The organism is Pseudomonas sp. T1.Ur (assembly GCF_023516725.1).
Classification (GTDB): domain Bacteria; phylum Pseudomonadota; class Gammaproteobacteria; order Pseudomonadales; family Pseudomonadaceae; genus Aquipseudomonas; species Aquipseudomonas alvandae.
The window spans coordinates 4,813,204-4,836,188 of the sequence record NZ_JAMGSN010000001.1; the positions used below are offsets into that span (position 1 = coordinate 4,813,204).

A 22,985-nucleotide genomic window follows, 5' to 3' on the forward strand; every position below is an offset into this window, starting at 1 on the left:
GAGGCTGCGATCTTTCCACCGCCAATTGAATCGAGAGCGAAACAAAGATCAAAAGATCGCAGGCTTCGCCAGCTCCTACATTAAATCGAGAGCGAAACATCAAGATCAAAAGATCGTCCGAACGCGGCCCGAGCCTTCGCCAGCGCCTACAGAGCCGAGCGGGAGCAAGCGCCCTCGCCACAGTGCTTTGAGTAAACCGCATTACGGCCAAGGCCGGGTTTCTGGGTCAGCCGATCATTGCATCCAAGGCGGAGGCGGTTCCTCGGTCTTGCCTGGCGGCGCATCGTCGGCGGCGCGTACAGCTTGGCGTCGTTCTTCGTCCAGCCGCGCGGCCTCGATTTCACGCATGATCCCGCCAACATCCGCCAGCTCTTCCGGCTCGTCGAACTCTCCGGTCAACACACTGCCCGGGTGCAAGGTACCGGCTTCATACAACGCCCACATTTCCTTGGCGTACCGGGTGCGCTTCAGCTCCGGCGCAAACCGACCGAAGTAGGACGCCATGTTGCCAACGTCCCGCTCCAGCATGCTGAAGGCGTGGTTGTTACCCGCAGCGTCCACTGCTTGCGGCAGATCGATGATGACCGGGCCTGTCGGCGTCAGCAGGACATTGAACTCCGACAAGTCGCCATGCACCAGGCCGGTACACAGCATCAGGACGATCTGGGAAATTAGATAGGCGTGGTACTCACGAGCCTGATCCGGCTCCAGAACCACGTCGTTCAGGCGCGGCGCGGCATCGCCGTATTCGTCGGCCACCAGCTCCATCAGCAGCACGCCTTCCAGGAAGTCGTACGGCTTGGGCACTCGAACACCCGCGCTGGCCAACCGAAACAGCGCAGCGACTTCAGCGTTCTGCCAGGCGTCTTCGGTTTCCTTGCGCCCGAATTTCGAGCCTTTCGCCATCGCGCGGGCCTGGCGGCTGTTCCGGACCTTGCGGCCTTCCTGGTATTCGGCCGCCTGGCGAAAACTTCGCTTGTTCGCCTCCTTGTAGACCTTGGCGCAACGCAGCTCGTTGCCGCAGCGCACCACATAAACAGCTGCTTCTTTACCACTCATGAGTGGGCGCAGCACCTCGTCGACCAGACCGTCTTCGATCAGGGGTTCAATGCGTTTTGGAGTCTTCATCAGCTTTTATTCTGGGTCCTTTATTACCAAACACGCGAATGACAGGTCGTTATACGGCAATCCACCCTTCACGGGGAGGGGGGTCCGACCTATGAACCCTGAATGCACACAATGTGCCGGATCAGCTCAGTGGAGCCAAATCATAACCGAGACTGGATGTGACGCTGCTCGTGGAACCGGCAGGCCTTGGCGAAGCGAGCAAGCCACCGGTCAATGCTTGAACAACTCGCCCGGGGTGAAACCGAACAGGCCCTTGAATGCCGCGATAAAGGCGGACGTCGAATCATAGCCACAGGACAACGCCGCGCTGGTCACGCTGTCGCCCTTTTCCAGTGAGCCGAGGGAAGACAGCAGCCGCATACGCTGGCGCCAGGCGCGAAAACTCAGGCCGGTTTCCCGCTGGAACAGACGCATCACGGTTTTCTCCGAAGTGCCCAAGCGGGCGGCCCAGGCATGTAGCGTCACGTTGTCTTCGGGCTGTGCGATCAACTCGTTGCACAGCGCAAGCAAGCGTGCGTGTCGGGGTAATGGAAGGGAAAAGCCCACTTCCGGCAGTGCTGCCAGTTGATCCAGCAGCACCTGGACCAGGCGCGCCTCCTCGGTGTCCCCCTGTGGATAGGTGGCGGGAAATTGGCAGAAGACCTTGATCAACTCTCGCGCCAGTGGCGTCACTTCCAGCACCCGGCAGCGCGCCTCGGCCCACTGGCAAGCCTGGCGATGTACATAAAGACTGCGCATTTCCGCGCGGGTAGACGTCACGACCTGGTGCTCAAGATCGGCAGGAATCCAGATGCCCCGTTGCGGTGGCGCAAAGAAACTGCCCTCGGCCGTGTGGACGCCCAGCACACCGCTGATGGCGTAGGAAAATTGCACCCAATCGTGACGATGAGCCTGGGTCCACGACCCCGCGTTCAAGCTTTCGACCCGGGCATAGAGTGGTCGGGGCAGTTCCGTCAGGTCGGGAATGCGTCGTTCGAGCTGAAGGTGTCCGTTAGTCGGCATTGATTGGCCTTATATCGCAAGACGACTGTGTTGAGCGACGGTAGGCTAAGTCGACTCTTCTTACAACTTGCGGTGCCCTATGCACATTTTCAGACACCTCAAACGCATGGTGACCGACTGGTTCCTGTGCGGCATGTTGCTCGCCACGCTGCTGGCGTATTTCTTCCCCCGCTTCGGCGCCACGGGTGGCGCGATGCATGCGGAATGGGTCGTGAACATCGGCATCTTCGTGGTGTTTTTCCTCCATGGCGTCAACCTGTCCGGCGAACAGATCCGCCACGGCTTGAGGAACACGCGGCTGCACCTGATGGTGCAAGGTTTTACCTTTGGGGTGTTTCCGTTGATCTGGCTGATCAGCGAATGGTCGTTGGGCAGCCACGTACCGTCGCTGTTGATGCTGGGCTTCTTCTACCTGTGCGCCCTGCCCTCGACCATTTCGTCATCGGTGGCCCTGACCGGCAGTGCGGGCGGCAACGTACCGGCGGCGATTCTCAACGCCAGCCTGTCCAGTGTGCTGGGGATTTTCCTGACCCCGCTGCTGGTCAGCTTCGTGGTCGGCAGCGGTGCCGGTGGCATCGACCTGGGCTCGACCCTTCTCGACCTGTGCCTGATGTTGCTGCTGCCATTGGTGCTTGGGCAGTTCCTGCGGCGCTGGCTGGGCGCTTTTTTTGCTCGATACAAGCGTTACACCAGTGTCATCGACAAACTGGTCATCCTGCTGCTGGTCTACGCGGCGTTCTGCAATTCGATGGTTTCGGGGATCTGGCGTGAACAAGGCAATGGCATGCTGTTCAGCGCCGTGCTCGGCAGCGCGGTGTTACTGGCGATCATTCTCTGGATGACCACCCGTACCGCTCGTGCGTTGCGGTTCAGCAACGCCGATGAAATCGCCGCGGTGTTCTGCGCGAGCAAGAAATCCCTGGCCGCCGGGGTGCCGATGGCGGCGTTGATTTTCGGCAACAATCCCGGGCTCGGGCTGATCCTGCTGCCGATCATGATCTACCACCCACTGCAACTGATCGTCTGTTCGATCCTTGCCGAACGCTACGTCAGCCGCCAGCGCGCCCAGGTCGCTCGACAAAACGAGGCCATTGTCAGCGCTCGATAATGACCGTGACGCCTTGGCCGGCGGCGGCGCAAATGGATACCAGCCCCCGGCCCTTCCCCGCCGCGTCCAGCAATTTGGCCAGGTTGGCAACGATGCGCCCGCCGGTGGCGGCAAATGGATGCCCGGCGGCCAGCGAACTGCCTTTCACATTCAACCGGCTGCGGTCGATGGCGCCCAGCGGGGCATCAAGGCCCAGGCGAGTCTTGCAGTAGCCGGGGTCCTCCCACGCCTTCAACGTGCACAACACTTGGGCGGCGAACGCCTCGTGGATCTCGTAATAATCGAAGTCCTGCAACGCCAGGCCGTTGCGCGCCAACAACCGCGGCACGGCATAGACCGGCGCCATCAGCAGGCCTTCGGCACCGTTGACGAAATCCACCGCAGCGGTTTCACCGTCACGCAGGTAAGCCAGGATCGGCAGCCCGCGAGCCCTGGCCCATTCTTCACTGCCCAATAGCACCAGCGAAGCGCCGTCAGTCAGCGGCGTGGAGTTGCCCGCCGTCATCGTCCCCTTGGCGCTTTTCTCGAAGGCTGGCTTGAGGGAGGCGAGCTTTTCCAGGGTCAGGTCCGGACGCAGATTGTTATCGCGGGTCAGGCCGAGAAACGGCGTCATCAGATCGTTATGCCAGCCCTCGGCGTAGGAGGCGGCCATTTTCTGATGACTTTCCAAGGCCAATTGATCCTGTTCTTCCCTGGGAATCTGCCAGGTCTGCGCCATCAATTCACAGTGCTGGCCCATGTTCAGGCCCGTGCGCGGTTCGTTGATGCGCGGCAGATCGGGGATCAGGTGCCGAGGACGCAGTTGCAGGAACGTCTTGATCTTGTCGCCGGTGGTCCTGGCCCGATTGGCTTGCAGCAGGATCTTGCGCAGCCCTTCATTGACCGCGATAGGCGCGTCGGAGGTGGTGTCGACGCCGCCGGCGATGGCGCTGTCGATCTGCCCCAGGGCGATTTTATTGGCCACCAGCAGCACGGTTTCCAGACCCGTGCCGCAGGCCTGTTGTACGTCATACGCCGGCGTGCTTGGCGACAGGCGCGAGCCCAGCACGCATTCACGCGTCAGGTTCATGTCCCGGGAAAACTTGAGCACCGCACCAGCGGCCATTTCGCCGATATGTGCACCGTGCAGGTTGTAGCGCTCGATCAATCCTTCAAGCGCGGCCGTCAGCATCGCCTGGTTGCTGGCGGTGGCATAGGGCCCGTTGGAGCGGGCGAAAGGAATGCGGTTACCACCGATGATCGCAACGCGGCGTAGCTGTGCCATGAAGAACTCCCCTGTATGCGCGAAAGGTGCGAAATAAGCCTGCTGTAACATGCCCAGCCACAAGTTTAGGCTTTATCCGGGCGATCGAACGTCTGATTGCCAAACATGGTCCACACTTGGAACCTCATCAGCTGGAGTGTGTTCCATGTCAGACCGTTACATAGACTTCGCCAATTCGCCCATTGGCCTGCGTCTGGTTGGCGCTCTGGGCTTGCCATCGCCGGTGCGCCTGGAGCGCTGGCAAGCCGGGCGGTTGCGACCGATCGAGGGCGCCCTGTTGCTGGGCGGCGGTCCCTTGACCGAACAGGTCGGCACATTCGCCAAGCGCCTGACCGATGCGATCTTCATCTACGGCGGCGAACCGACGCTGGCGACCGAGTGGATCCCCGGCCACGGCCCGAAAATCAAGGCAGTGGTGTACGACGCCAGCCATCTGGTACAGGTTGACCAGCTCAAGCAGTTGCGCGAATTTTTCCAGCCACTGATAAAAAATCTCGACCACAGCGCCCATGTCGTCATCCTCGGCCGTGCCCCGGAAAGCTTCGATGATCCCTTCGCCGCCAGCGCCCAACGCGCCTTGGAAGGCTTCAGCCGTTCCCTGGCCAAGGAACTTCGCCACGGTGGCACGCTGCAGTTGCTGTACGTCGGTGAGGGCGCCGAAACGCAGCTGGAGGGGGCACTGCGGTTTTTCCTGTCGCCCAAGAGCGCCTACGTTTCCGGGCAGGTGATTCGCCTCAAGGCCTGTGAGACCCAGGTCCAGGATTGGACGCGACCGCTCACCGGGCTCAAGGCGCTGGTGACCGGCGCCGCACGCGGGATCGGCGCTTCGATTGCCGAAACCCTCGCCCGGGACGGCGCCGACGTGATCCTGCTGGACGTTCCACAGGCCAAGGCCGACCTGGACGCGCTGGCCGCACGCTTGAGCGGGCGCAGCGTGACGCTGGATATCTGTGCCGAAGACGCCGCTGCGCAATTGATCGAACACTTGGCCGAGGGTGTCGATATCGTGGTGCACAACGCGGGCATCACCCGGGACAAGACGCTGGCGAACATGACCCCGGAATTCTGGGACGCCGTGCTGGCGGTCAACCTCAATGCCCCACAAGTCCTGACCAAGGCACTGCTCGACAGCGGCACCCTGCGGGACAACGGCCGGATCGTCTTGCTGGCCTCCATCAGCGGCATCGCCGGCAATCGCGGCCAGACCAACTATGCCGCGAGCAAGGCCGGGTTGATCGGCCTCGCGCAGGCCTGGGCCCCGACCTTGCAGGCCCGGGGAATCAGCATCAATGCCGTGGCGCCAGGCTTCATTGAAACGCGCATGACCGCCGACATCCCCTTCGCCCTGCGCGAAGCCGGGCGGCGCATGAGTTCGCTGGGCCAGGGCGGCTTGCCCCAGGACGTAGCCGAAGCCGTGGCCTGGCTCGCGCAACCGGGCACGGGCGCCGTGACCGGGCAGGCGCTGCGGGTCTGCGGGCAAAGCCTGCTGGGGGCGTGAGCATGACGATCCAATGGCATGAGGTAAACACCGCACCGTCGATGTCCGGGCTGTACGCCAAGGCCGCGACACGCCGCAAGATAACCGGCACGACCTTGCCCGACATCGGGCTGCGCCAGATGGTCCAAGTCCAGCCGCAACGCCTCGCGGCGTATCGCAAGGTCTGTGGCTTCGCCGAAAGCGGGTTGCTGCCACCGACCTATCCCCATGTCCTGGCGTTCGCCCTGCAAATGCAGTTGCTGACCGCCCGGGAGTTCCCGTTCCCCTTGCTGGGACTGGTTCACCTGAGCAACCGCATCCGTGTGCTGCGGCCCATGGGCGGAGTCAGCCAGGTGCGAGCCAGCGTCAACGTCGAGAACCTGCAACCTCACGCCAAGGGTGCGGTGTTCGATCTGGTGACCCGTATCGAAGATCAGTTGGGACCGCTGTGGGAAGCCGAGAGCCAGATGCTGTGCAAGGGTGTCCAGCTCGATGGTGCGCTCGTCGAGGAGCCGCCGTCGTCGCCCCTCGACCTGACCGAAGTGGCGCGTTGGACAGCGCCTGCGGACATTGGCCGGCAATACGCCAAGGTTTCCGGCGACTACAACCCGATCCACCTGAGCGGCGCCAGCGCCCGATTGTTCGGTTTTCCCACCGCCATCGCCCACGGGCTGTGGAACAAGGCCCGGGCCCTGGCGGCGCTGGATGACCATTTGCCCGAGGCCAACATCGAAATCAACGTAACCTTCAAGAAACCGGTACGCCTGCCCAGCGAGGTGACGTTGCTGGCAAGTGCGGCGGGGTCCAGTGGGCATTTTCGACTAGAGGGGGCTGGAGCGCTGGAGCATATGCTGGGACGTTGGCAGCCGGTTGCCTGAAAGAGTTGCACCCATCCTGTGGGAGCGGGCTTGCTCGCGATGACGGCGGCACATTCAACACATGTGCAACCGATCCTTCGCCATCGCGAGCAAGCTCGCTCCCACACGGCTCCTTCATTCAGTGAGGAGGATAATTGGACAAGATCCGCCCCACCGTCTCACGCACCTTCGTGCTGCGTTCCGCCGGGTTGGGCGAATCGCTGAGCAGTTGCTCGTCGCTGCCACGCCACACCAGCTTGCCGTCCTTGCCATCGAGCAGGTCGATCTGCACCGTGGCGACCTTGTAGCTGACGTTGCGGGTCTCGTTGTACATCGGCCCGCCCCAATAGCCATTCCACGGGCCACCCCAACCGCCGCCATAGTTTGTCGTCACTTGCTGCTGGCGGTCTTCGACGATCAGATAGGCCTGGACCTGCATGTCGCCCCGAGCCCCCGCCTGCGCCGGGCGCAAGCCGCGCTGGTCAAGCTGATCGGTAACCGCCTGGCGGATCCGCTGCTCGGTCAGGTCGCTCTTGATACGCGGGTCATCCGGGCGATATTGCAGGGCCGGTTCTTTCCAGCTCCAACTGCGGTAGGCCGCGAAATCCCGACTGGTGTCGAAGTCATGGTTGACCTGGTTATTGGCGCAAGCGCCGAGGAGCAGGACAAGGGCAAACGGAACAAGACGGCGGAACATGGTTTTTCTCCGTTGCGTGATCAACTGGGAGGATAAGCCGACATGGCCTTTTCCACTGCTTCACGAATGGCATCGGTGCGCTCGCTCTGATGGCCCCGCTGACTGGTCTCGGCACTGGCGCTCCACACCGGCTGGCCGTTGCGGGCGTCGAACAGATCCACTCGAACCACCACCACTTGCTCCTGGTAAGTCCGCACCATCGGAACGGTGTTGTACATGCCGTAACCCGGTCCGTAGCGGTTGTAGCCGCCGTAGTATCCCGAGTCGTAATCGTCCCGGACCTGGCGGATGCGAGTCTCCAGGCGCAGTTCGGCAGTGACGAAGAGATCAGCGGGGCGGTTGTCATGCAGTGGACGCAACCCACGCTGGTCCAAGGCTTCGCTCACCGCTTCGGCGACCTGGGCCGAATCCGCCCAGGCGGTTCCCGGTGGCAGCCGGCCGTTGAGCCAGGCCCAACTGCGATAGCGTCCATAATCACGGGGCGGCGCCGGGTAGGCGCTGCGATCGAACACCGTGGCGGCTTCGGGCGGTGCCGGCGGCAGCGGATTGGACGTGGCGACGTACGGGTTGCTGCCCTGGCAGGCTGCGAGCCCGAGGCATAACGCCAATAATCCTGAACGACCTTTCATTTCGCTCTCCGATGGCTCTTCAGGTCAGAGCGGCCGACAGACCCAGTGTAGATAACGTCCCAAACCGGCAAAGGCCGGATGGCGACGGTGGGCCAGTTCCATTTCCAACAGCTGCGCAAGCTCCACGCGTCCTTGGAATTCCACTGGCATGTAGTCGTGAAAAACCCGCACGCCACTTTGGCTTTCGACCTGCCACAGGTCCTCAAGTTGCGCCGCCAATTCCCGAGGATCAAGGGGTTGTTGCGGCGTCAGGCTTTGTTTCTCGCCGGCCATGTCATTTTTACGCAGCTTGCGAAAATGCCCTTTGAGCAGGTTGCGATAGACCAGCGCGTCGCGGTTGTAGAACGCCAGCGACAACCAGCCGCCCGGCTTCGTGAGCTGATGCAGCACCGGCAGGATCGCGTGAGGCTCGGCCAGCCATTCGAGCACCGCGTGGCACAGCACCAGGTCGTAAGGTTCGGTGAGCTGGCCAAGCAGATCCTGCCACGGCGCCTGGATGAACGTTGCGTGCTGGCCGGCCTCGGCGAAGCGTTGACGGGCGCCTTCGAGCATGGGTTCGGCCGGCTCGGCCAAGGTGACCTGATGACCGCGCTCGGCCAGCCACAGCGACATATGGCCCAGGCCCGCGCCTATGTCCAATACGCGCAGGGGCCGCTCCGGCAGGCTTTCCAGCAAATCGGCCTGGAGCACGGCCAGGCGGATCGCGCCCTTGGCCCCGCCGTAGATTTTTTCCGCGAAACGCGTGGCGAGCTGATCGAAATGACGGTCACTCATGGGCGAACCGCCGCTCGCTGTCGGCCAACTTGCTTCGCACCACGGCGTCCATGTCCAGGCCCAACTCACTGCACAGCAGCAACAGGTACAACACGATGTCGCCCACCTCTTGACCCGCGTGGGCCAGCTTATCCGCCGACAACTGCCGCGATTGATCCTCGGTCAACCATTGGAAAATCTCGACCAGCTCGGCCATCTCCACGCTGGCGGCCATGGCGAGGTTCTTCGGGCTGTGGAATTGCCGCCAATCGTTACGGTCACGAATGGCATGCAGGCGTTCGGTCAGTTCAACAAGGTTCATCGGGCTCTCCTGAATGCGCATAGCTTCGGGGGGATGACGGGGGAAGGCAAGCGTCTCGGTACGAAGCGGCGAATTGCCTCATAATCGAACGATCGCAGCCGTCGCAGCTCCTACAATCAGGAGCCAACGGCTCGATTTCGATTCCTCTTCATCAGGATGCACACATGCAGGCAGAAAGCTTTTTCGAATGGCTCGGCCAGGCGCTCGGTTCGGTGATCCGTTTCATCGTCGACCTGCTCAGCGGCCTGTTCAACACCTTGGCCAATGCGGGCGGCAATTTTGTCGATGGGCTGTCCCGCACGCTGGGCATGGACACCTCGATCATCAGCATCGTCGCGCTGATCCTCGGGCTGATGCTGTTGTACTCGGCGATCCGCGCGTTCATGCGCGCGTCGATCGTCATGGGCATCATCTGGCTGGTGCTGGGGTTGTGGTTGTTGAGCTGGATCATTCACTGAATACAAGCATGGCGAGGCGATTGCTCGCGCTGGACTCTGTAGGCGCTGGCGAAGCCTGCGATCTTGATCGTTCGCATGAGACCCAAGTAGCTAGGGAAAGATCGCAGCCTCGTTGCACTCGGCAGCTCCTACGGCGCAATCGAGCGGGAGCAAGCTCGCCACGAAAGCCCCGTCGTCATCGGAAACGAACGCTGCGATAACCGTTACAATCGCGCTCCATCAAGGAGCCCGCATGTCCAACCTGATCGCCGACTGGCGCGACCGCCTTACCCATCGCCGGGTCTGGGCGCTCGCCGCACCGATGATTCTCTCCAATATTTCCGTGCCGTTGGTGGCGTTGGTCGACAGCACTGTCATCGGCCACTTGCCTCATGCCCATCAACTGGGCGCGGTGGCGGTCGGCGCAAGTCTGTATACGGTCCTGGCGTGGGCCATGGGGTTCTTGCGCATGGGCTCCACCGGGTTCGCCGCCCAGGCCGCCGGGCGTGGTGACGGCGCGGCGTTGCGACAAGTCCTGCTGCAAGGATTGCTGCTGGCGATGGGGCTGGCGGTGATGCTCGGGGCTGTCGGGGTGCCCTTGAGCGATGTAGCGCTGCATTTCATGCAGCCGTCGGCAGAACTCAATCAACTGACCCGGGACTTCTTTCACACCCGCCTCTTCGGTTTGCCCGCGGCCCTGGCCAGTTACGCACTGGTCGGATGGTTCCTCGGCGCCCAGAACGCCCGGGCGCCGCTGGCGATCCTGCTGGTGACCAACCTGGTGAACATCGCCCTGAACCTCTGGTTCGTGATTGGCCTGGACTGGGGCGTGGTCGGTTCGGCCCGGGCGTCGGTGATCGCCGAGTGGACCGGTGCGCTGGTCGGCCTGGCCCTGGCGCGCAACACACTGCGCGCCTGGCCGGGGCAAATAGCCTGGGCAGCCTTGGGCTTATGGAAAAGCTGGCAGCCGCTGCTGGCGGTTAACCGGGACATTTTCATTCGCAGCCTGGTGCTGCAATCGGTGTTTTTCCTGATCACGGTGCAGGGCGCGCGCCTGGGAGACGCCACCGTCGCGGCCAACGCCCTGTTGCTCAACGGCCTGCTGCTGACCGCCCATGCCCTGGATGGCCTGGCCCATGCCGTCGAAGCGCTGTGCGGCCACGCTATCGGCGCCCGCGATCGCCTGGCCTTGCGCCGCTCGCTGGTGGTCGCTTGCGGTTGGTCCTTGATCGCCAGTGTGGGGTTTGCCCTGCTGTTCCTGCTCGCCGGGCATCTGTTCATCAACCTGCAAACCAACATCGCCGACGTGCGCGACACCGCCTACCGCTACCTGCCTTACCTGGCGGCCCTACCGTTGATTGCGGTCTGGAGTTATTTGCTCGACGGCCTGTTCATCGGCGCCACTCGCGCTCGGGAAATGCGCAACGGCATGCTCCTGACTTTGTTGCTCGTGCTGCCGTTCGCCTGGGTGTTGCAAGGCTTGGGCAATCACGGCTTGTGGATCACCTTCCTGCTGTTCATGTCATTGCGCAGCCTGACGCTGGGTACCGTCGCCTGGCGCTTGCAACGCCGTGACGGCTGGCTCGAGCCCCGTAGCGCATGACATTCAGCGATGCTTGCCCTGCCATAGCCGGCGCAGATGATCGAGACGTTCGCGCTGCGACTCACCAGGCAAGCTCGACACTGGCCGGGCGTCAGGGTATTGCAAGCGCAGCCACAGCCAGCCGTCGAGCACAGCCTGTTCGCTGAAGCCAAGGGCCAAGCCCTGTTGCAGATACCCCCAGAGCAACCAATAGTCGCGCCCGGTGGAGCGCGACCATCGCCAGACGTGGCGCTCCAGCAGGCACGCCTGCAACTTGCCCTGCTGCCTGTCGCTGAGACCCTGTTCATTTTCCAGTGCCGACACCGGCAGCCCGGGGTTGAAGAGTTGTTGCCAGCCCTGACACCCCATCGACCGATCAGCCCAGGTACCGCCGAACCAGCGCAACTGGTTTATCGGCCCCAGCCAGCGACTGAGTTCCCGTGGATCGCAACCATCAAAGAAATAACTGGCGGTGTAAGGGTTGTAGTAACTCAACAAGGCCTTGTGATGCAGGCCCAGCGACACCGTTAACATCCTGCGAAGGTGCGCCAGGAGATGCTCGGCGGGCGTGGCGGTGATCAACAGCAAACCCGGCCAGGACCGCGCGTCCAGATGACACAGACTGGCCAGCGCAGGCGACTGCCGCAGATCCACCAGCAGCGGACCGTGCGCTCGTAACTCGTGAAATTCAGTGTCTTCGAACAAGGCGAAGTGCCGGGCTTGGGAAAATTGCGCCCGCAGACGCTGCGGGGCGTCGGGGGTCTGCGGCACATCGAGCAATAACCATTGAGGCGCGGAGCCGGGCATGACCGCCACACTCATCGCGCTGCGCCCGTGACCATGCGGCAGGTGCAGATCGACCGGGCACAAGGGCTGAAGCGTCCTCCTCCGGGCAGCAGGCAGAGCAGGACCAGGGGCTCACCCTCTTGAATCATGGCCAGCAACGGCGAATCAACACCGTTCGGCATAGGTGTGTCCTTCGACATCACGCTTGAGCGCGCGTCGCGAGAAGTCGTTGTTCTGGCGAAAGGGCCAAGAAATGCACTGACCAAGGGACGATCCGGATCACCCTCGATGAAGCTCACCAACACCTCGGTGCCCTCGCGGATGTCCTCCACCGCACAGCCTGCCAGCTCCGGCGCCAAGGGCAACCAGCAATGGCTGGGGCTGGCCCCTTCCCCCTGATAAACCCAGTCGAACTGCACCGCCACTCGCCCGGCCACCTGTCCCGCCAGTGCCTCGACGTCCACCACCCATCCACGTTGCCGGCTCACCATGACAGGTTTTTCGGGAATCCTGCCCGCCACGAACGGCACCCCCCACGGGACGGCTCGAAACTGGTTGGTATACGCCCCCCCCGTCCCTTGATGTTCAACCTCGGTCAATAACCAACGCTGGTTCCACTCTTTATAGGGATGCGCCGTCAACGACAGGATCTGGCCGCCGTACAAATGTGTGAGATCGCTGCTTCCAAGGGCAACGTGTCTTCTCGACGCGTCAATATCGACCCTGAAAGCATGCACTGCCGAAGCCTGTATTTCACTGCTGTAAACGGCCTTGCCTGCAGGGGAAGCGCTGCCCACGGTATCGGCGAACACCACGCTGTGTCCGTCTCGGCCCTGCTCGAAATGAAAATGAATGCCCGCTTGGGCGCACACACGCTGGAGAAACTGCAGGTCGGATTCACGATATTGGGTACAGAAATCCTGCACGGGATAATCGCTACTCAGGTCCAGGCAAACGTCGCGGCCGTTGATGCCGTGCTCCTTGAGCACCTGGCGGATGATTTGCGGCACCGAGCGCGCATTGAACACGCGCTGGCTGAAGCGCAGGGCGAGGCATGCCAGCTTCGGCCCGATACGCACACGGCAACCGATGCCATGTCGGTCTTGCACGAGCTCATGGAGCTGCCCGTGGATGCCTCGCCCGGAGGCGCCAAAACTCAACCAGACGCTTCGGTGCAACAGACCCGCCAAATCCAGGGCCGGGTCGTCGGTCAGCACCTGCGCCTCAAAAACGTAGGGCTCGCTGATGGCTTCACTGCCCGTGAAGGCAACGACGACGAAGGGGTCGGGCAGACCAGCTATCTCCAGACGAAATGACAGTTCGCAGGCTGGATCGGACATCGGCGTTTCTCTACAGGAGGGCGACCGGGCATTCTCGCTGAGAGCTTTGGTCGAGTAGAGAGCTCAAGGACAAATTAGGAAAGGGACTACATGAAATAAGGACCTCGCCCGGTCAAACGCATCAAAGTACGTAGCCGAATGCGAGAAATATCCTTCCACGCAAAACAATATGGCGAGGGAGCACGCGCCCTCGCCATATTCAATAACGCAACCGCTACGCGGCCCTGTCAGGAAGACAGGTAGGACGAACGCGTCAGCCCCAGTCGCAGCGCATCCAGGAATTGCGTGCGCTCGGCGGCGGTGATCCGGGCGCTGGCGCACTTGTCGCGGTAATGCGTCATCAGCTCCTCCGGCGACAGGTGCACATAACGCAGCATGTCTTCGATGGTGTCGTGGGTTTCGATACCGGCGTGGTACACGCTACCGTCGGCGTTCTGGTAGATGTTCACCGAGTCGGTGTCGCCGAACAGGTTGTGCATGTCGCCGAGAATTTCCTGGTAGGCACCCACCAGGAAAATACCCAGCAGATAGTCTTCACCCGGATTGAGCGAGTGGACCGGCAAGCTGGTCTCGATGCTCTGTTCGTCGACGTACTGCTTGATCTTGCCATCGGAGTCGCAGGTCAGGTCTTGCAGCACGGCACGGCGCAATGGCTCTTCGTCGAGGCGATGCAACGGCAGGATCGGCAACACCTGGCCGATGGCCCAAGTGTCCGGCAGGCTCTGGAAGACCGAGAAGTTGCAGATGTACTTGTCGGCCAGCTTGTCATTGAGCTCGTCCAGCACCTGGCGGTGCGAGCGCTGGCGGGCCTTCAGCGAGTTGTGCAGGCGGCGGCACACAGCGAAGTAGCACTGCTCGGCCAGGGCTTTTTCTGCCAGGGTCAGCTTGCCGTCGGCGTACTGGGCAGCCACGTCGCTCATGTAGTGGGTGGCGCGCCAGTAGGTCTCGGTGACCATCTCGATGTCGGTCGGCCCCAACAGGTCCACCAGCCATTGCACGGTTTCCGGCAGGCTTTCCTTGTTTTCGATCACCGGCACGTCATCGTGATGTTTCTCGACGTCGGTCACCTGCACCACCAGCATGGCGTGGTGTGCAGTCAGCGAACGGCCGCTTTCGGAGAAGATGTGCGGATGCGGCAGGCTCTGGGCATCGCAGAACTCCTTGAGCATGCCCACCACGACACCGGCGTAATCGTCCATGTCGTAGTTGATCGAGCTGGCGTTACGCGAGTGCGTACCGTCGTAGTCCACGCCCAAGCCGCCGCCGACGTCGATGTGATCCACCGGCAGGCCAAGGTTGCGAAGCTCGCCGTAATAACGGATCGCTTCCTTGAAGCCATGCTGGTAGTCCGCCAGGTTGGCGATCTGCGAACCCATGTGGAAGTGCAGCAGGCGAATACCCTGGTCCAGGCCGGCGGCGCGGAAGCGCTCGACCACCGAGAGCAACTGCGCGGCCGACAAGCCGAACTTGGATTTCTCGCCACCGGTGTCGGCCCACTTGCTCGAGGCCAGGGATGACAGGCGCACCCGCAGGCCAACCTGTGGCTTGACCTTGAGCGAGGCGGCTTCTTCGATCACCAGGCCGACTTCGGATTCTTTCTCGATGACGATGAAGACGTTATGGCCGAGCTTCTGGCCCATCAGCGCCAGGCGAATGAACTCCCGGTCCTTGTAGCCGTTGCAGACGATGGTCCCGCCCTTCGGCGCCAGGGCCAGCACCGCCAGCAGCTCGGGCTTGGAACCGGCTTCCAGGCCAATGGAGACGTTCTGGGTCGCGATAATGTTCTCGATCACCGCTTCCTGCTGGTTCACCTTGATCGGGTAAAGCGCGGTGTACTGGCTCTGGTATTCCAGGCGCGCGATGTTGCTGTCGAACGCGCCGGTGAGCTGACGCACCCGGTCTTGCAGGATATCCGGGAAGCGCACCAGCAACGGCAGGGAAAGGCCACTCTGGCGCAACTGGTCGACTTGCTCGTACAGATCGATCGGCGAGCTGTCGGGGCCATTCGGACGGACTTCGACGCGACCGGCGTCGTTGATCGCGAAATACCCGGCCCCCCAATGGCGAATCCCGTAAACACTGCGGCTGTCCGCAACTGTCCATTGGCTGCCATCGTCTTTGCGTGTGCGTCGTACGGACATCGAAGTCCCCTATAAAGAAGTCAAAAAGCACCATCCGATCGGAGGCTGGCGCAGTCTAGAGAATGGAAATGACGATTTGCCTGTAAGCAAGGTAGACCCTGCCCGCAGCGCTGAGTTTAAAACCCGTTCAGAACAGGCTCTGTGAAAACCATGCGGGCGACTGGCGAACCCGGGGGTTCGGATCAAGCCGGGGGTGGTTTTCACAGAGGCTGCTAGCCGCCGGATTTCTTTGCCTTGAAGCCGTGCCTGGTGAGTTCCGCCAACAGCAGCTCGACGTGATCGCCCTGGATCTCGATGACGCCGTCCTTCAACGCGCCACCCGTGCCGCAACGTTTCTTCAACGTCGTCGCCAGTTCCTTGAGGGCGTCTTCGGCCAGCGGCACGCCAGTAATGGTAGTCACTGTCTTGCCACCGCGACCTTTGCTTTCGCGGCGCACGCGCGCGATACCGTCGCCGGCGGGAATGGCGGTCTGTTTGCAGATGCAGGCATCCACCGGCTGGCGGCAATCAGGGCAATGACGACCGGCGTCGGTAGAAAATACCAGGCCGCCCAGGGCGGCGAAGGATGCGGCTTTTTTGGCCACCGGCAATCCTCTTGGGAGGACAAAGACTGGTCGAGGGGCGAAAGTGCCTCGACCGCGAAGCCCCACTCAGGCAGGGGCAGCGCAACTGGGCCGAACGATGTCGGCCAAGCTTGAAAAGTCGCGCAGTGTAACGACAAAAAGGCGACTTGCTAAGGGCCAATCGGCGCCAATTTACAGCTTCTTTGCGACACCGGCCTCCCGGGCTCGCAAATAGCGTCCTAGCGCCGCCAGGGAGTCCGGGCAATAAGGCTTGTGGCGGATTTCCTCCAGCACTTGTTCGACGGGCAGGAAACACGCCTCCAGCACCTCTTCCGGCTGCAGGATCAACGGACCATCCCACACGGCCGAAAACGCCGAGCACCACAGGCGACTGCCGGTGTCCTCGAAATAGAAATGGTCATGGGCAACCAGTTCCACCCCGCTTACACCCAGCTCCTCCTCAAGCTCACGGGCGGCCGACTCGGCGTAGCTCTCGTGCGCCTGCACCATGCCACCGGCCGCGACGTCCCAATAGCCGGGATAGATGGCTTTGCTCAACGTCCTGCGATGAACGCACAACTCACCGGCCGAATTGAACAGCATGATGTAGGTGCCGCGCCCGATCAGGCCGCGCTCGCGCAAGTCCGAACGCACCAGGCTGCCGAGCAGGTTGTCATGCTCATCGACCCAAGCGATCAGCTCGGCATCCGAGGCCGCTCGGTGAGCGACCTCCCGGGTGCTTTCGTCCATCGGTCAGCCCTGGTTCAGCAATTGCCGCAAGTCGATTACCGCTGCGTTGGCACGGGAGATGTAATTGGCCATGACCAGCGAATGGTTCGCCAACACACCGAAACCGCTGCCGTTGAGGATCATCGGACTCCACACCGGTTCCTGGGAAGCCTCGAGCTCGCGAATGATCTGCCGCACGCTGACCGTGGCGTTTTTCTTCGCCAATACATCGGCGAAGTCCACTTCAATGGCGCGCAACAAATGGGACAGTGCCCAGGCCTGGCCGCGTGCTTCGTAGAACACGTTATCGATTTGCAGCCATGGCGTCTCGACCACTTCTTCATCCACCTGCGGTACCTGGCCTGGAGCCGGGACCTCGGTTTTCAGCGAAGTGTTGAGCTTCACCCGGCCCACGCTGGCGGACAGCCGCTGGGACAGCGAACCCAGGCGAGTGCCGACATCGCCCAGCCAGTTGTTCAGGTTGTCGGCGCGGGCATAGAACAAGGCGCTCTTTTGGGCCGGATCGGAGAGGCGCGCCTGATAACGGCTCAGGGAATTGATGCCTTCCTGGTATTCCGACTCACTGGAGGGCAGCACCCAACTGCGGTTGTCGAAGTTGAAGCGCGGCTCGGCCTTGGCAAGGTCGGCGTCCTCTGCGGACTGCGATTGGGAACGGGCGAAATCCTTGCGCAGGGCGCGACTCAAGTCGCGAACCTGGACCAGGACGCCGTATTCCCAACTCGGCATGTTGTCCATCCACAGGCCTGGGGGGAAACGGTCGTTGGAGATGTAGCCGCCCTGCTTGGTCAGCAGGGTTCCGGCCACGGTCTTGAGGGTTTCGACGGTGGTGTAGCCGACCACCATTTGTTTGCCATCCTTCTCGGCCGCTGCCTGGGCATTCTGCTGCACCGGGAACAACGCCGGCTCCTGGCTCCAGTACCAGCCCACCGCAATGGTCACCAGCAGATAAAGACCGATGAGCGTGGCCAGTGCCCGGCTGAAAAACAGCCCGCCCAGGTAGCTGCGGGTGTCCGATTTCGGCTCGGCGGCGCGTTCAGGCGCGCTGCCCGCGCGGTTTTTCCAGTCCAGCATGGCGATGTCCCTTCAATCACTTGAGTTCACGGTTCGACCACAACCTTACATCAACGTGCCTTGGCCGGCATCCGTCGTTGGGCTTATCGGAGAATTACCACCAGTAAGCCTAGTGACTCCTAAGGGTTTCCCTTAACTCTGCCGGCCGAAAATTCAGGGCGGTCATCTCCACATACACCTACGTGCGGGCAGGTCGGTTCTTTTCACACAGCGGAGCCGGCATGCAAATCGGATCCAAAAAACCGCTACACCTGTTGATTCCAGGGCATTGACGGACAGTGGCCAGCCGATTGGAAACCGCTCGGTCAGAAACTGAATGGCATCTCTTGGCAGTTTATTGACGTACGACACTCATGTAAGGGAAAAGAGGTGCTAGCATAGAGCCACCAGTCGACCTCAGCATGCCCCCTAACTAGTAGTCAGGATATGACCGAGTCAGAAGACCCCAGCCGTGAGCGCCTCAAGCACCACTTTGCCCAGCGGGTAATTCATCAGGCTCGCCAGATCCTCGAGATATGGCAGCGCCTGCAACGCAGCGAGTGGTCGAGTAACGACCTGTCCGAGCTCAGCGAAGCCAATTTGCGCCTGCTGCGCTTTGCCGAGCGTTTCGAACAGCCCGAGCATTGCCAGCTTGCCCAAGGCATCAGCCAGTCGCTGCAGGCAGTGGACGCCAATCGTGGGCGCCTCAGCAGCCATTTGATCACCGAGATCAATCGCTTGATGCAACGCCTGTCCCGCACCGGCCTGCGCCACGGCGACCAGCTCGAGCAAACGTTCCTGCCGCCGCTGCGCAAGCCGATCTACGTGATGCTGCAAGACCACGACCGCGCCGAACGGCTAGCCAAGCAATTGGAGTTCTTCGGCCTCAGTGCCCAGGCGCTGGACAGCGTCGCGGCGTTCCGGGCCTCGATGATCGAGCGCCTGCCCGCGGCGATTGTCATGGATGTGGATTTCAGTGGCCCCGGCGCGGGCCTGACCTTGGCGGCCCAAGCCCAGGAAGGACTCGACCAGGCCATTCCACTGCTGTTCTTCAGCCTGCTTGAAACCGATACGCCCACCCGCCTGGCAGCGGTGCGCGCCGGTGGCCAGGAATTTCTCACCGGCACGCTCGAAGCCTCGAGCCTGTTGGAAAAGATCGAAGTGCTGACCTGCGTCGCCCAGTACGAACCTTATAAAGTACTGATCATCGATGACTCCCGCGCCCAGGCCTTGCACACCGAGCGCTTGCTCAACAGCGCCGGCATCGTCACCCGCACGCTCATCGAGCCGATCCAGGCCATGGCCGAACTGGCGGATTTCCAGCCCGACCTGATCATTCTCGACATGTACATGCCCGCTTGCACCGGCACGGAACTGGCCAAGGTGATTCGCCACAACGACCGCTATGTCAGCGTGCCGATCATCTACCTGTCCGCCGAAGACGACCTGGACAAGCAGCTCGACGCCATGAGCGAAGGTGGCGATGACTTCCTGACCAAACCGATCAAGCCCCGGCACCTGATCACCACGGTGCGCAACCGCGCGGCCCGGGCGCGCAATCTCAAGGCGCGGATGGTCCGCGACAGCCTCACCGGCCTCTACAACCACACCCACATCTTGCAACTGCTCGAAGACTGCAGTTTCCGCGCTCGTCGCGAAGGCAAGCCCCTGAGCTTCGCCATGCTGGACATCGACCATTTCAAGCGAGTCAATGACAGCCATGGCCACCCCATGGGCGACCGGGTGATCAAGAGCCTGGCGCTGTTCCTCAAGCAGCGGCTGCGCAAGACCGATTTCATCGGACGGTACGGCGGCGAAGAGTTTGCCATCGTCATGCCCGATACCGACATCGATGCGGCCTGCAAGGTACTGGACGAAATACGCCAGCGCTTTGCCGAAATCCATTACCCGGCCCAACCGCAAGACCTGTGGTGCACTTTCAGCGCCGGGGTGGTGGAGATGACCGAAGAGTCCGACAGCCTGATGATGGCCAGCCAGGCGGACGAAGCGCTGTACCGTGCCAAGCATGCCGGGCGCAACCGCGTACAGAGCGCCAGGCAATCAAAGCAAAGTGCCACTTTTTCATCGGAATCCACTGATTCGGTCATAAACGTGTAACGCAAACGCAATAACTTCAGGCACTTACGATTCTGCCCCCGGTAGACCCTTGATGCGCCTGAAGCTGCTGACCAATCTCAACACCCTTCTTTTGGTTGCCGTGTGCCTTGGCCTCGGCGCCACCCTTTGGTGGTCGCAGATCGCCTTGGAACGTCCGTATCTGCTAATGGAACGCTACCTGGGCCTGTCGCGGCAGTTCCAGGGCGAAGTGGCACGCAACATCGAAGATTACCTGGCCAGCGGCGACGCCCTGCGCCTCAGCGCGGCCACCCAGGCGTTGGAAAACCTGCAAAAAGAGCTGGACCAGTTCCCGCCGGACCTGGCCAAGACCCTGCGCCCGAGCCTGGCGAACCTCGACAGCTTCAGCAAGACCGACCTGCTGGCCGCCGGCAAACTGGCCGGCGATCCTCAGGCCCTGTTGCTACAGGCCGAACGAGAGCTGAGCGCCAGCCTCGATCAGTTGGCCCAGTACGCCAACGGCGCGCCAGCTTATCTGCCGCCGCTGTTCGCCGCGTCGCAGCATCTGGGCCGGTTGTCCCTCGCCCGAGACAAACTCGTCAGCAGTGGCCGCAGTGAATTGGCCGACGACGTCGAAAGGGAACTTGCCAGTATCCGCGCCCAGGCCCAACGGCTCGATAGCCTGCCATTGCTCGGCGTCACCGCCAGCAGCGAATCGGGCAGCGATGATTTTGCCGCCATGATGGGTTTGGAGTCCAAGGAAAAGACCGCTACCGAAGACGCCGGTATCGCGCTCAAGCGTGAGCTCAACAGCCTGCTCGGACGTTACCCGGCGGAACTGGCCCGCACCCGCGAATTGATTCAGAAACGCACCGAACTGAGCAATGCTTCGCACCTGAAAACCACCGATGTGCAACAAGCGATCGATGCCATGGAGCCCGCGGTGCGCGCCCAGCATGGACGAATCCAGGGCGAGGTGCGCATGATCCAAGGCGTGATGATCGGCCTGATCCTGCTGATCGCACTGCTCATCGATACCCTGCAGCGGCGCCTGGCCCGGACGTTGACCCGCCTCGCTCCAGCCTTGTCGACTTGGGCAGAAGGAGATTTCAGCGGCGATATCCACGTGGGTGCCAGCAACCGCGAACTGAAGGATATCGAAGCCTCTCTCAACCGCCTGCGGGCTTATCTGGTGGACCTGGTGGGCGCCATCCGCCAGAACGCCGAGCAAGTGGCCGGCAGCAGCCGGGCCTTGGCCGAACTGAGCGGCGAGCTGCACAGCGGCGCCGAACACCAGGCGGGCGATACTGCGCTGATTCGTGACTCCCTCAGCGAACTCGAGGCGACCATCCAACAGGTGGCCGGCGACGCCAGCCAGGCCGCAGATGCCAGCCGCAGCGCCGGGAACGCCGTGGAGCACGGCCAGAAAGTCATCGGCCAGAGCCTCGCTGGCCTCCATGCGCTGGTAGGCGAGGTACAGGGCAATGCGCAGATGATCGAACAGCTGGCCGAGGAGTCGGCGACCATTGGCGGTGTGCTGACCGTGATTCGCTCGATTGCCGACCAGACCAACCTGCTGGCCCTCAACGCCGCCATCGAAGCCGCCCGCGCCGGGGAAATGGGCCGTGGCTTTGCGGTGGTGGCCGAGGAAGTCCGCTCCCTGGCCCAGCGCACGGCTGGCGCCACCTCGGAAATCCAGGCGCTGATCGCCCGCTTGCAACTGGCCGCGCGCCAGTCGGTGGACGGCATGCGTGCCCAGGTCGAGCACGCCGAAGCCACCGCCAACCAGGCACAAGCAGCCGACGGCGCACTGGATACCATCGTCGGGGCCATCCAGACCATTGCCGATACGGCCGTGCGCATCGCCGATGTCACCGCCCAGCAAAGCGACGCCGTCAGCGAGATCCGCGACCACAGCGAGCGGATACATCAACTGGGTGGAGACAATCTGCAGCGCATCGGCCAAGGGCGAGAGCAGGGCGACAACCTGCTGGTGCTCGGCGGACGGCTGCATACCGCAGTGCAGGCGTTTCGGGTTTAGCACTAGGCACCCTATGAATCACCGTGGCGAGGGAGCTTGCTCCCGCTCGGTGGCGTGTAGGAGCTGCCGAGCGAAGCGAGGCTGCGATCTTTCCAAGGACACTTGAATATCAAGCGAAAGATCAAGATCAAGATCAAAAGATCGTCCGAACGCGGCCCGAGGATTCGCCAGCGCCTACAGAGCCCAGCGCGAGCATGCTCCCTCGCCACAGGGTCGATTCCGAGAGAAAGTGAACACTCACCGTCAACCGCCACCGCCTGTGGGAGCGAGCTTGCTCGCGATAAGGATGGGTTCAGCCTGCATCGATGTTGAATGTGCCGCCGTCTTCGCGAGCGGGCTCGCTCCCGCAGTGACTCGGTTTCCAGCGACATGACCGGATAAGAGACCTTGGTCATAAATTTCGCGCAAACATCGGTCATCGTGCTGGCTATTGCTGAGAACTGGACAGTCATTAAGGCTTTGCGGCATAGTCGCCGGGTTCTGATACCTGCTCACAGATAACAAGGAACAGCAGATGGCGACCCTCTTGGTCCTGCACGGACCCAACCTGAACCTGCTGGGCACCCGCGAACCGGGCGTCTACGGCGCGGTGACACTGGCCCAGATCAACCAGGACCTGGAGCAGCGGGCCCGCAACGCCGGCCACCATTTGCTCTATCTGCAAAGCAACGCCGAATATGAGCTGATCGACCGCATCCATGCCGCGCGTGGCGAAGGCGTGGATTTCATTTTGATCAATCCAGCAGCTTTTACACATACAAGTGTCGCATTACGTGACGCGCTGCTGGCGGTGAGCATCCCATTCATCGAAGTGCATTTGTCCAACGTGCACAAACGCGAACCTTTCCGCCATCACTCCTACTTCTCGGATGTAGCGGTGGGAGTGATCTGCGGCCTTGGCGCCAGCGGTTACCGACTGGCCCTGGAGGCCGCTCTAGAGCAGCTTGAAAAACAGGCAACAGCTTGAACAACAAGCGTTAAA

21 protein-coding genes are annotated in these 22,985 nt (G+C 62.0%); 8 read left to right on the top strand and 13 right to left on the bottom strand.

Annotation, left to right across the window (positions count from 1 at the left end):
- Nucleotides 1-234: 234 nt before the first annotated feature.
- Complete coding sequence (locus M8Q45_RS21315) at nucleotides 235-1,128, bottom strand: PA4780 family RIO1-like protein kinase (RefSeq protein WP_249876276.1); 894 nt, start codon at nucleotides 1,126-1,128, stop codon at nucleotides 235-237.
- Between the two features lie 210 nt (nucleotides 1,129-1,338).
- Nucleotides 1,339-2,130, bottom strand: coding sequence for an AraC family transcriptional regulator (locus tag M8Q45_RS21320; RefSeq protein WP_249876277.1), 792 nt, complete (start codon nucleotides 2,128-2,130; stop codon nucleotides 1,339-1,341).
- Between the two features lie 79 nt (nucleotides 2,131-2,209).
- Between M8Q45_RS21320 and M8Q45_RS21325 the strand changes: the two genes are divergently transcribed.
- A complete protein-coding gene (locus M8Q45_RS21325; protein WP_249876278.1) occupies nucleotides 2,210-3,238 on the top strand; it encodes a bile acid:sodium symporter family protein in 1,029 nt (342 codons plus the stop codon).
- Here the strand turns inward: M8Q45_RS21325 and M8Q45_RS21330 are convergent.
- Nucleotides 3,225-4,502, bottom strand: coding sequence for an acetyl-CoA C-acetyltransferase (locus tag M8Q45_RS21330; RefSeq protein WP_249876279.1), 1,278 nt, complete (start codon nucleotides 4,500-4,502; stop codon nucleotides 3,225-3,227). The two genes, M8Q45_RS21325 and M8Q45_RS21330, sit on opposite strands and share 14 nt — an antisense overlap.
- A 145-nt stretch (nucleotides 4,503-4,647) precedes the next feature.
- On the opposite strand from M8Q45_RS21330, the gene M8Q45_RS21335 reads away from it, so the two are divergent.
- Both M8Q45_RS21335 and M8Q45_RS21340 read left to right on the top strand, forming a co-directional pair.
- Entirely contained in the window at nucleotides 4,648-6,000 is a 1,353-nt protein-coding gene (locus M8Q45_RS21335) for a 3-oxoacyl-ACP reductase (RefSeq protein WP_249876280.1), read from the top strand.
- Nucleotides 6,001-6,002: 2 nt separating this feature from the next.
- Nucleotides 6,003-6,857: a MaoC family dehydratase gene (locus M8Q45_RS21340; RefSeq protein ID WP_249876281.1), complete on the top strand. Its 855-nt coding sequence runs from the start codon at nucleotides 6,003-6,005 to the stop codon at nucleotides 6,855-6,857.
- A 118-nt stretch (nucleotides 6,858-6,975) separates the two neighbouring features.
- On the opposite strand, the gene M8Q45_RS21345 is transcribed toward M8Q45_RS21340, so the two are convergent.
- The 4 genes from M8Q45_RS21345 to M8Q45_RS21360 are packed head-to-tail and all read right to left on the bottom strand — an operon-like array spanning nucleotide 6,976 to nucleotide 9,237.
- Nucleotides 6,976-7,533 (bottom strand): DUF4136 domain-containing protein, encoded by a 558-nt coding sequence (locus M8Q45_RS21345; RefSeq protein ID WP_249876282.1) that lies wholly within the window; start codon nucleotides 7,531-7,533, stop codon nucleotides 6,976-6,978.
- Between the two features lie 20 nt (nucleotides 7,534-7,553).
- Entirely contained in the window at nucleotides 7,554-8,162 is a 609-nt protein-coding gene (locus tag M8Q45_RS21350) for a DUF4136 domain-containing protein (RefSeq protein WP_249876283.1), read from the bottom strand.
- Between the two features lie 24 nt (nucleotides 8,163-8,186).
- A complete protein-coding gene (locus M8Q45_RS21355; protein WP_249876284.1) occupies nucleotides 8,187-8,936 on the bottom strand; it encodes a methyltransferase in 750 nt (249 codons plus the stop codon).
- Nucleotides 8,929-9,237, bottom strand: coding sequence for a MazG-like family protein (locus tag M8Q45_RS21360; RefSeq protein WP_181287298.1), 309 nt, complete (start codon nucleotides 9,235-9,237; stop codon nucleotides 8,929-8,931). Before M8Q45_RS21360 ends, M8Q45_RS21355 begins: the two co-directional genes overlap by 8 nt.
- A 164-nt stretch (nucleotides 9,238-9,401) precedes the next feature.
- Here M8Q45_RS21360 and M8Q45_RS21365 point away from each other — a divergent pair, with 164 nt between their 5' ends.
- Nucleotides 9,402-9,695 (top strand): hypothetical protein, encoded by a 294-nt coding sequence (locus M8Q45_RS21365; protein WP_030138039.1) that lies wholly within the window; start codon nucleotides 9,402-9,404, stop codon nucleotides 9,693-9,695.
- 232 nt (nucleotides 9,696-9,927) lie between these two features.
- Nucleotides 9,928-11,277 carry an MATE family efflux transporter gene (locus M8Q45_RS21370; RefSeq protein WP_249876285.1) on the top strand — a complete coding sequence of 450 codons (1,350 nt, stop codon included), beginning with the start codon at nucleotides 9,928-9,930 and terminating at the stop codon, nucleotides 11,275-11,277.
- 3 nt (nucleotides 11,278-11,280) lie between these two features.
- Here the strand turns inward: M8Q45_RS21370 and M8Q45_RS21375 are convergent, their stop codons facing one another.
- The 6 genes from M8Q45_RS21375 to M8Q45_RS21400 all read right to left on the bottom strand — a co-directional run bounded on the left by M8Q45_RS21375 (nucleotide 11,281) and on the right by M8Q45_RS21400 (nucleotide 17,907).
- The gene (locus tag M8Q45_RS21375) at nucleotides 11,281-12,078 is read right to left on the bottom strand and encodes a DUF4123 domain-containing protein (protein WP_249876286.1); all 798 of its coding nucleotides are present in this window, start codon (nucleotides 12,076-12,078) and stop codon (nucleotides 11,281-11,283) included.
- Nucleotides 12,075-13,382 carry a contractile injection system protein, VgrG/Pvc8 family gene (locus M8Q45_RS21380; RefSeq protein WP_249876287.1) on the bottom strand — a complete coding sequence of 436 codons (1,308 nt, stop codon included), beginning with the start codon at nucleotides 13,380-13,382 and terminating at the stop codon, nucleotides 12,075-12,077. Before M8Q45_RS21380 ends, M8Q45_RS21375 begins: the two co-directional genes overlap by 4 nt.
- A gap of 227 nt (nucleotides 13,383-13,609) precedes the next feature.
- Entirely contained in the window at nucleotides 13,610-15,523 is a 1,914-nt protein-coding gene (speA, locus tag M8Q45_RS21385) for an arginine decarboxylase (protein ID WP_181287302.1), read from the bottom strand.
- Between the two features lie 212 nt (nucleotides 15,524-15,735).
- Nucleotides 15,736-16,107 carry a translation initiation factor Sui1 gene (locus M8Q45_RS21390; RefSeq protein ID WP_249876288.1) on the bottom strand — a complete coding sequence of 124 codons (372 nt, stop codon included), beginning with the start codon at nucleotides 16,105-16,107 and terminating at the stop codon, nucleotides 15,736-15,738.
- A 171-nt stretch (nucleotides 16,108-16,278) separates the two neighbouring features.
- Nucleotides 16,279-16,836: an NUDIX hydrolase gene (locus M8Q45_RS21395; protein WP_249876289.1), complete on the bottom strand. Its 558-nt coding sequence runs from the start codon at nucleotides 16,834-16,836 to the stop codon at nucleotides 16,279-16,281.
- Between the two features lie 3 nt (nucleotides 16,837-16,839).
- On the bottom strand, nucleotides 16,840-17,907 hold the full coding sequence (locus tag M8Q45_RS21400) for a DUF2333 family protein (protein WP_030138032.1): 1,068 nt from the start codon (nucleotides 17,905-17,907) through the stop codon (nucleotides 16,840-16,842).
- Nucleotides 17,908-18,333: 426 nt separating this feature from the next.
- Between M8Q45_RS21400 and M8Q45_RS21405 the strand changes: the two genes are divergently transcribed.
- The 3 genes from M8Q45_RS21405 to aroQ all read left to right on the top strand — a co-directional run bounded on the left by M8Q45_RS21405 (nucleotide 18,334) and on the right by aroQ (nucleotide 22,970).
- A complete protein-coding gene (locus M8Q45_RS21405) occupies nucleotides 18,334-20,004 on the top strand; it encodes a response regulator (protein WP_249876290.1) in 1,671 nt (556 codons plus the stop codon).
- Nucleotides 20,005-20,959: 955 nt separating this feature from the next.
- Nucleotides 20,960-22,003: a methyl-accepting chemotaxis protein gene (locus M8Q45_RS28690; protein WP_431147425.1), complete on the top strand. Its 1,044-nt coding sequence runs from the start codon at nucleotides 20,960-20,962 to the stop codon at nucleotides 22,001-22,003.
- A gap of 514 nt (nucleotides 22,004-22,517) precedes the next feature.
- A complete protein-coding gene (aroQ, locus tag M8Q45_RS21415) occupies nucleotides 22,518-22,970 on the top strand; it encodes a type II 3-dehydroquinate dehydratase (RefSeq protein WP_018605716.1) in 453 nt (150 codons plus the stop codon).
- Nucleotides 22,971-22,985 lie beyond the last annotated feature (15 nt).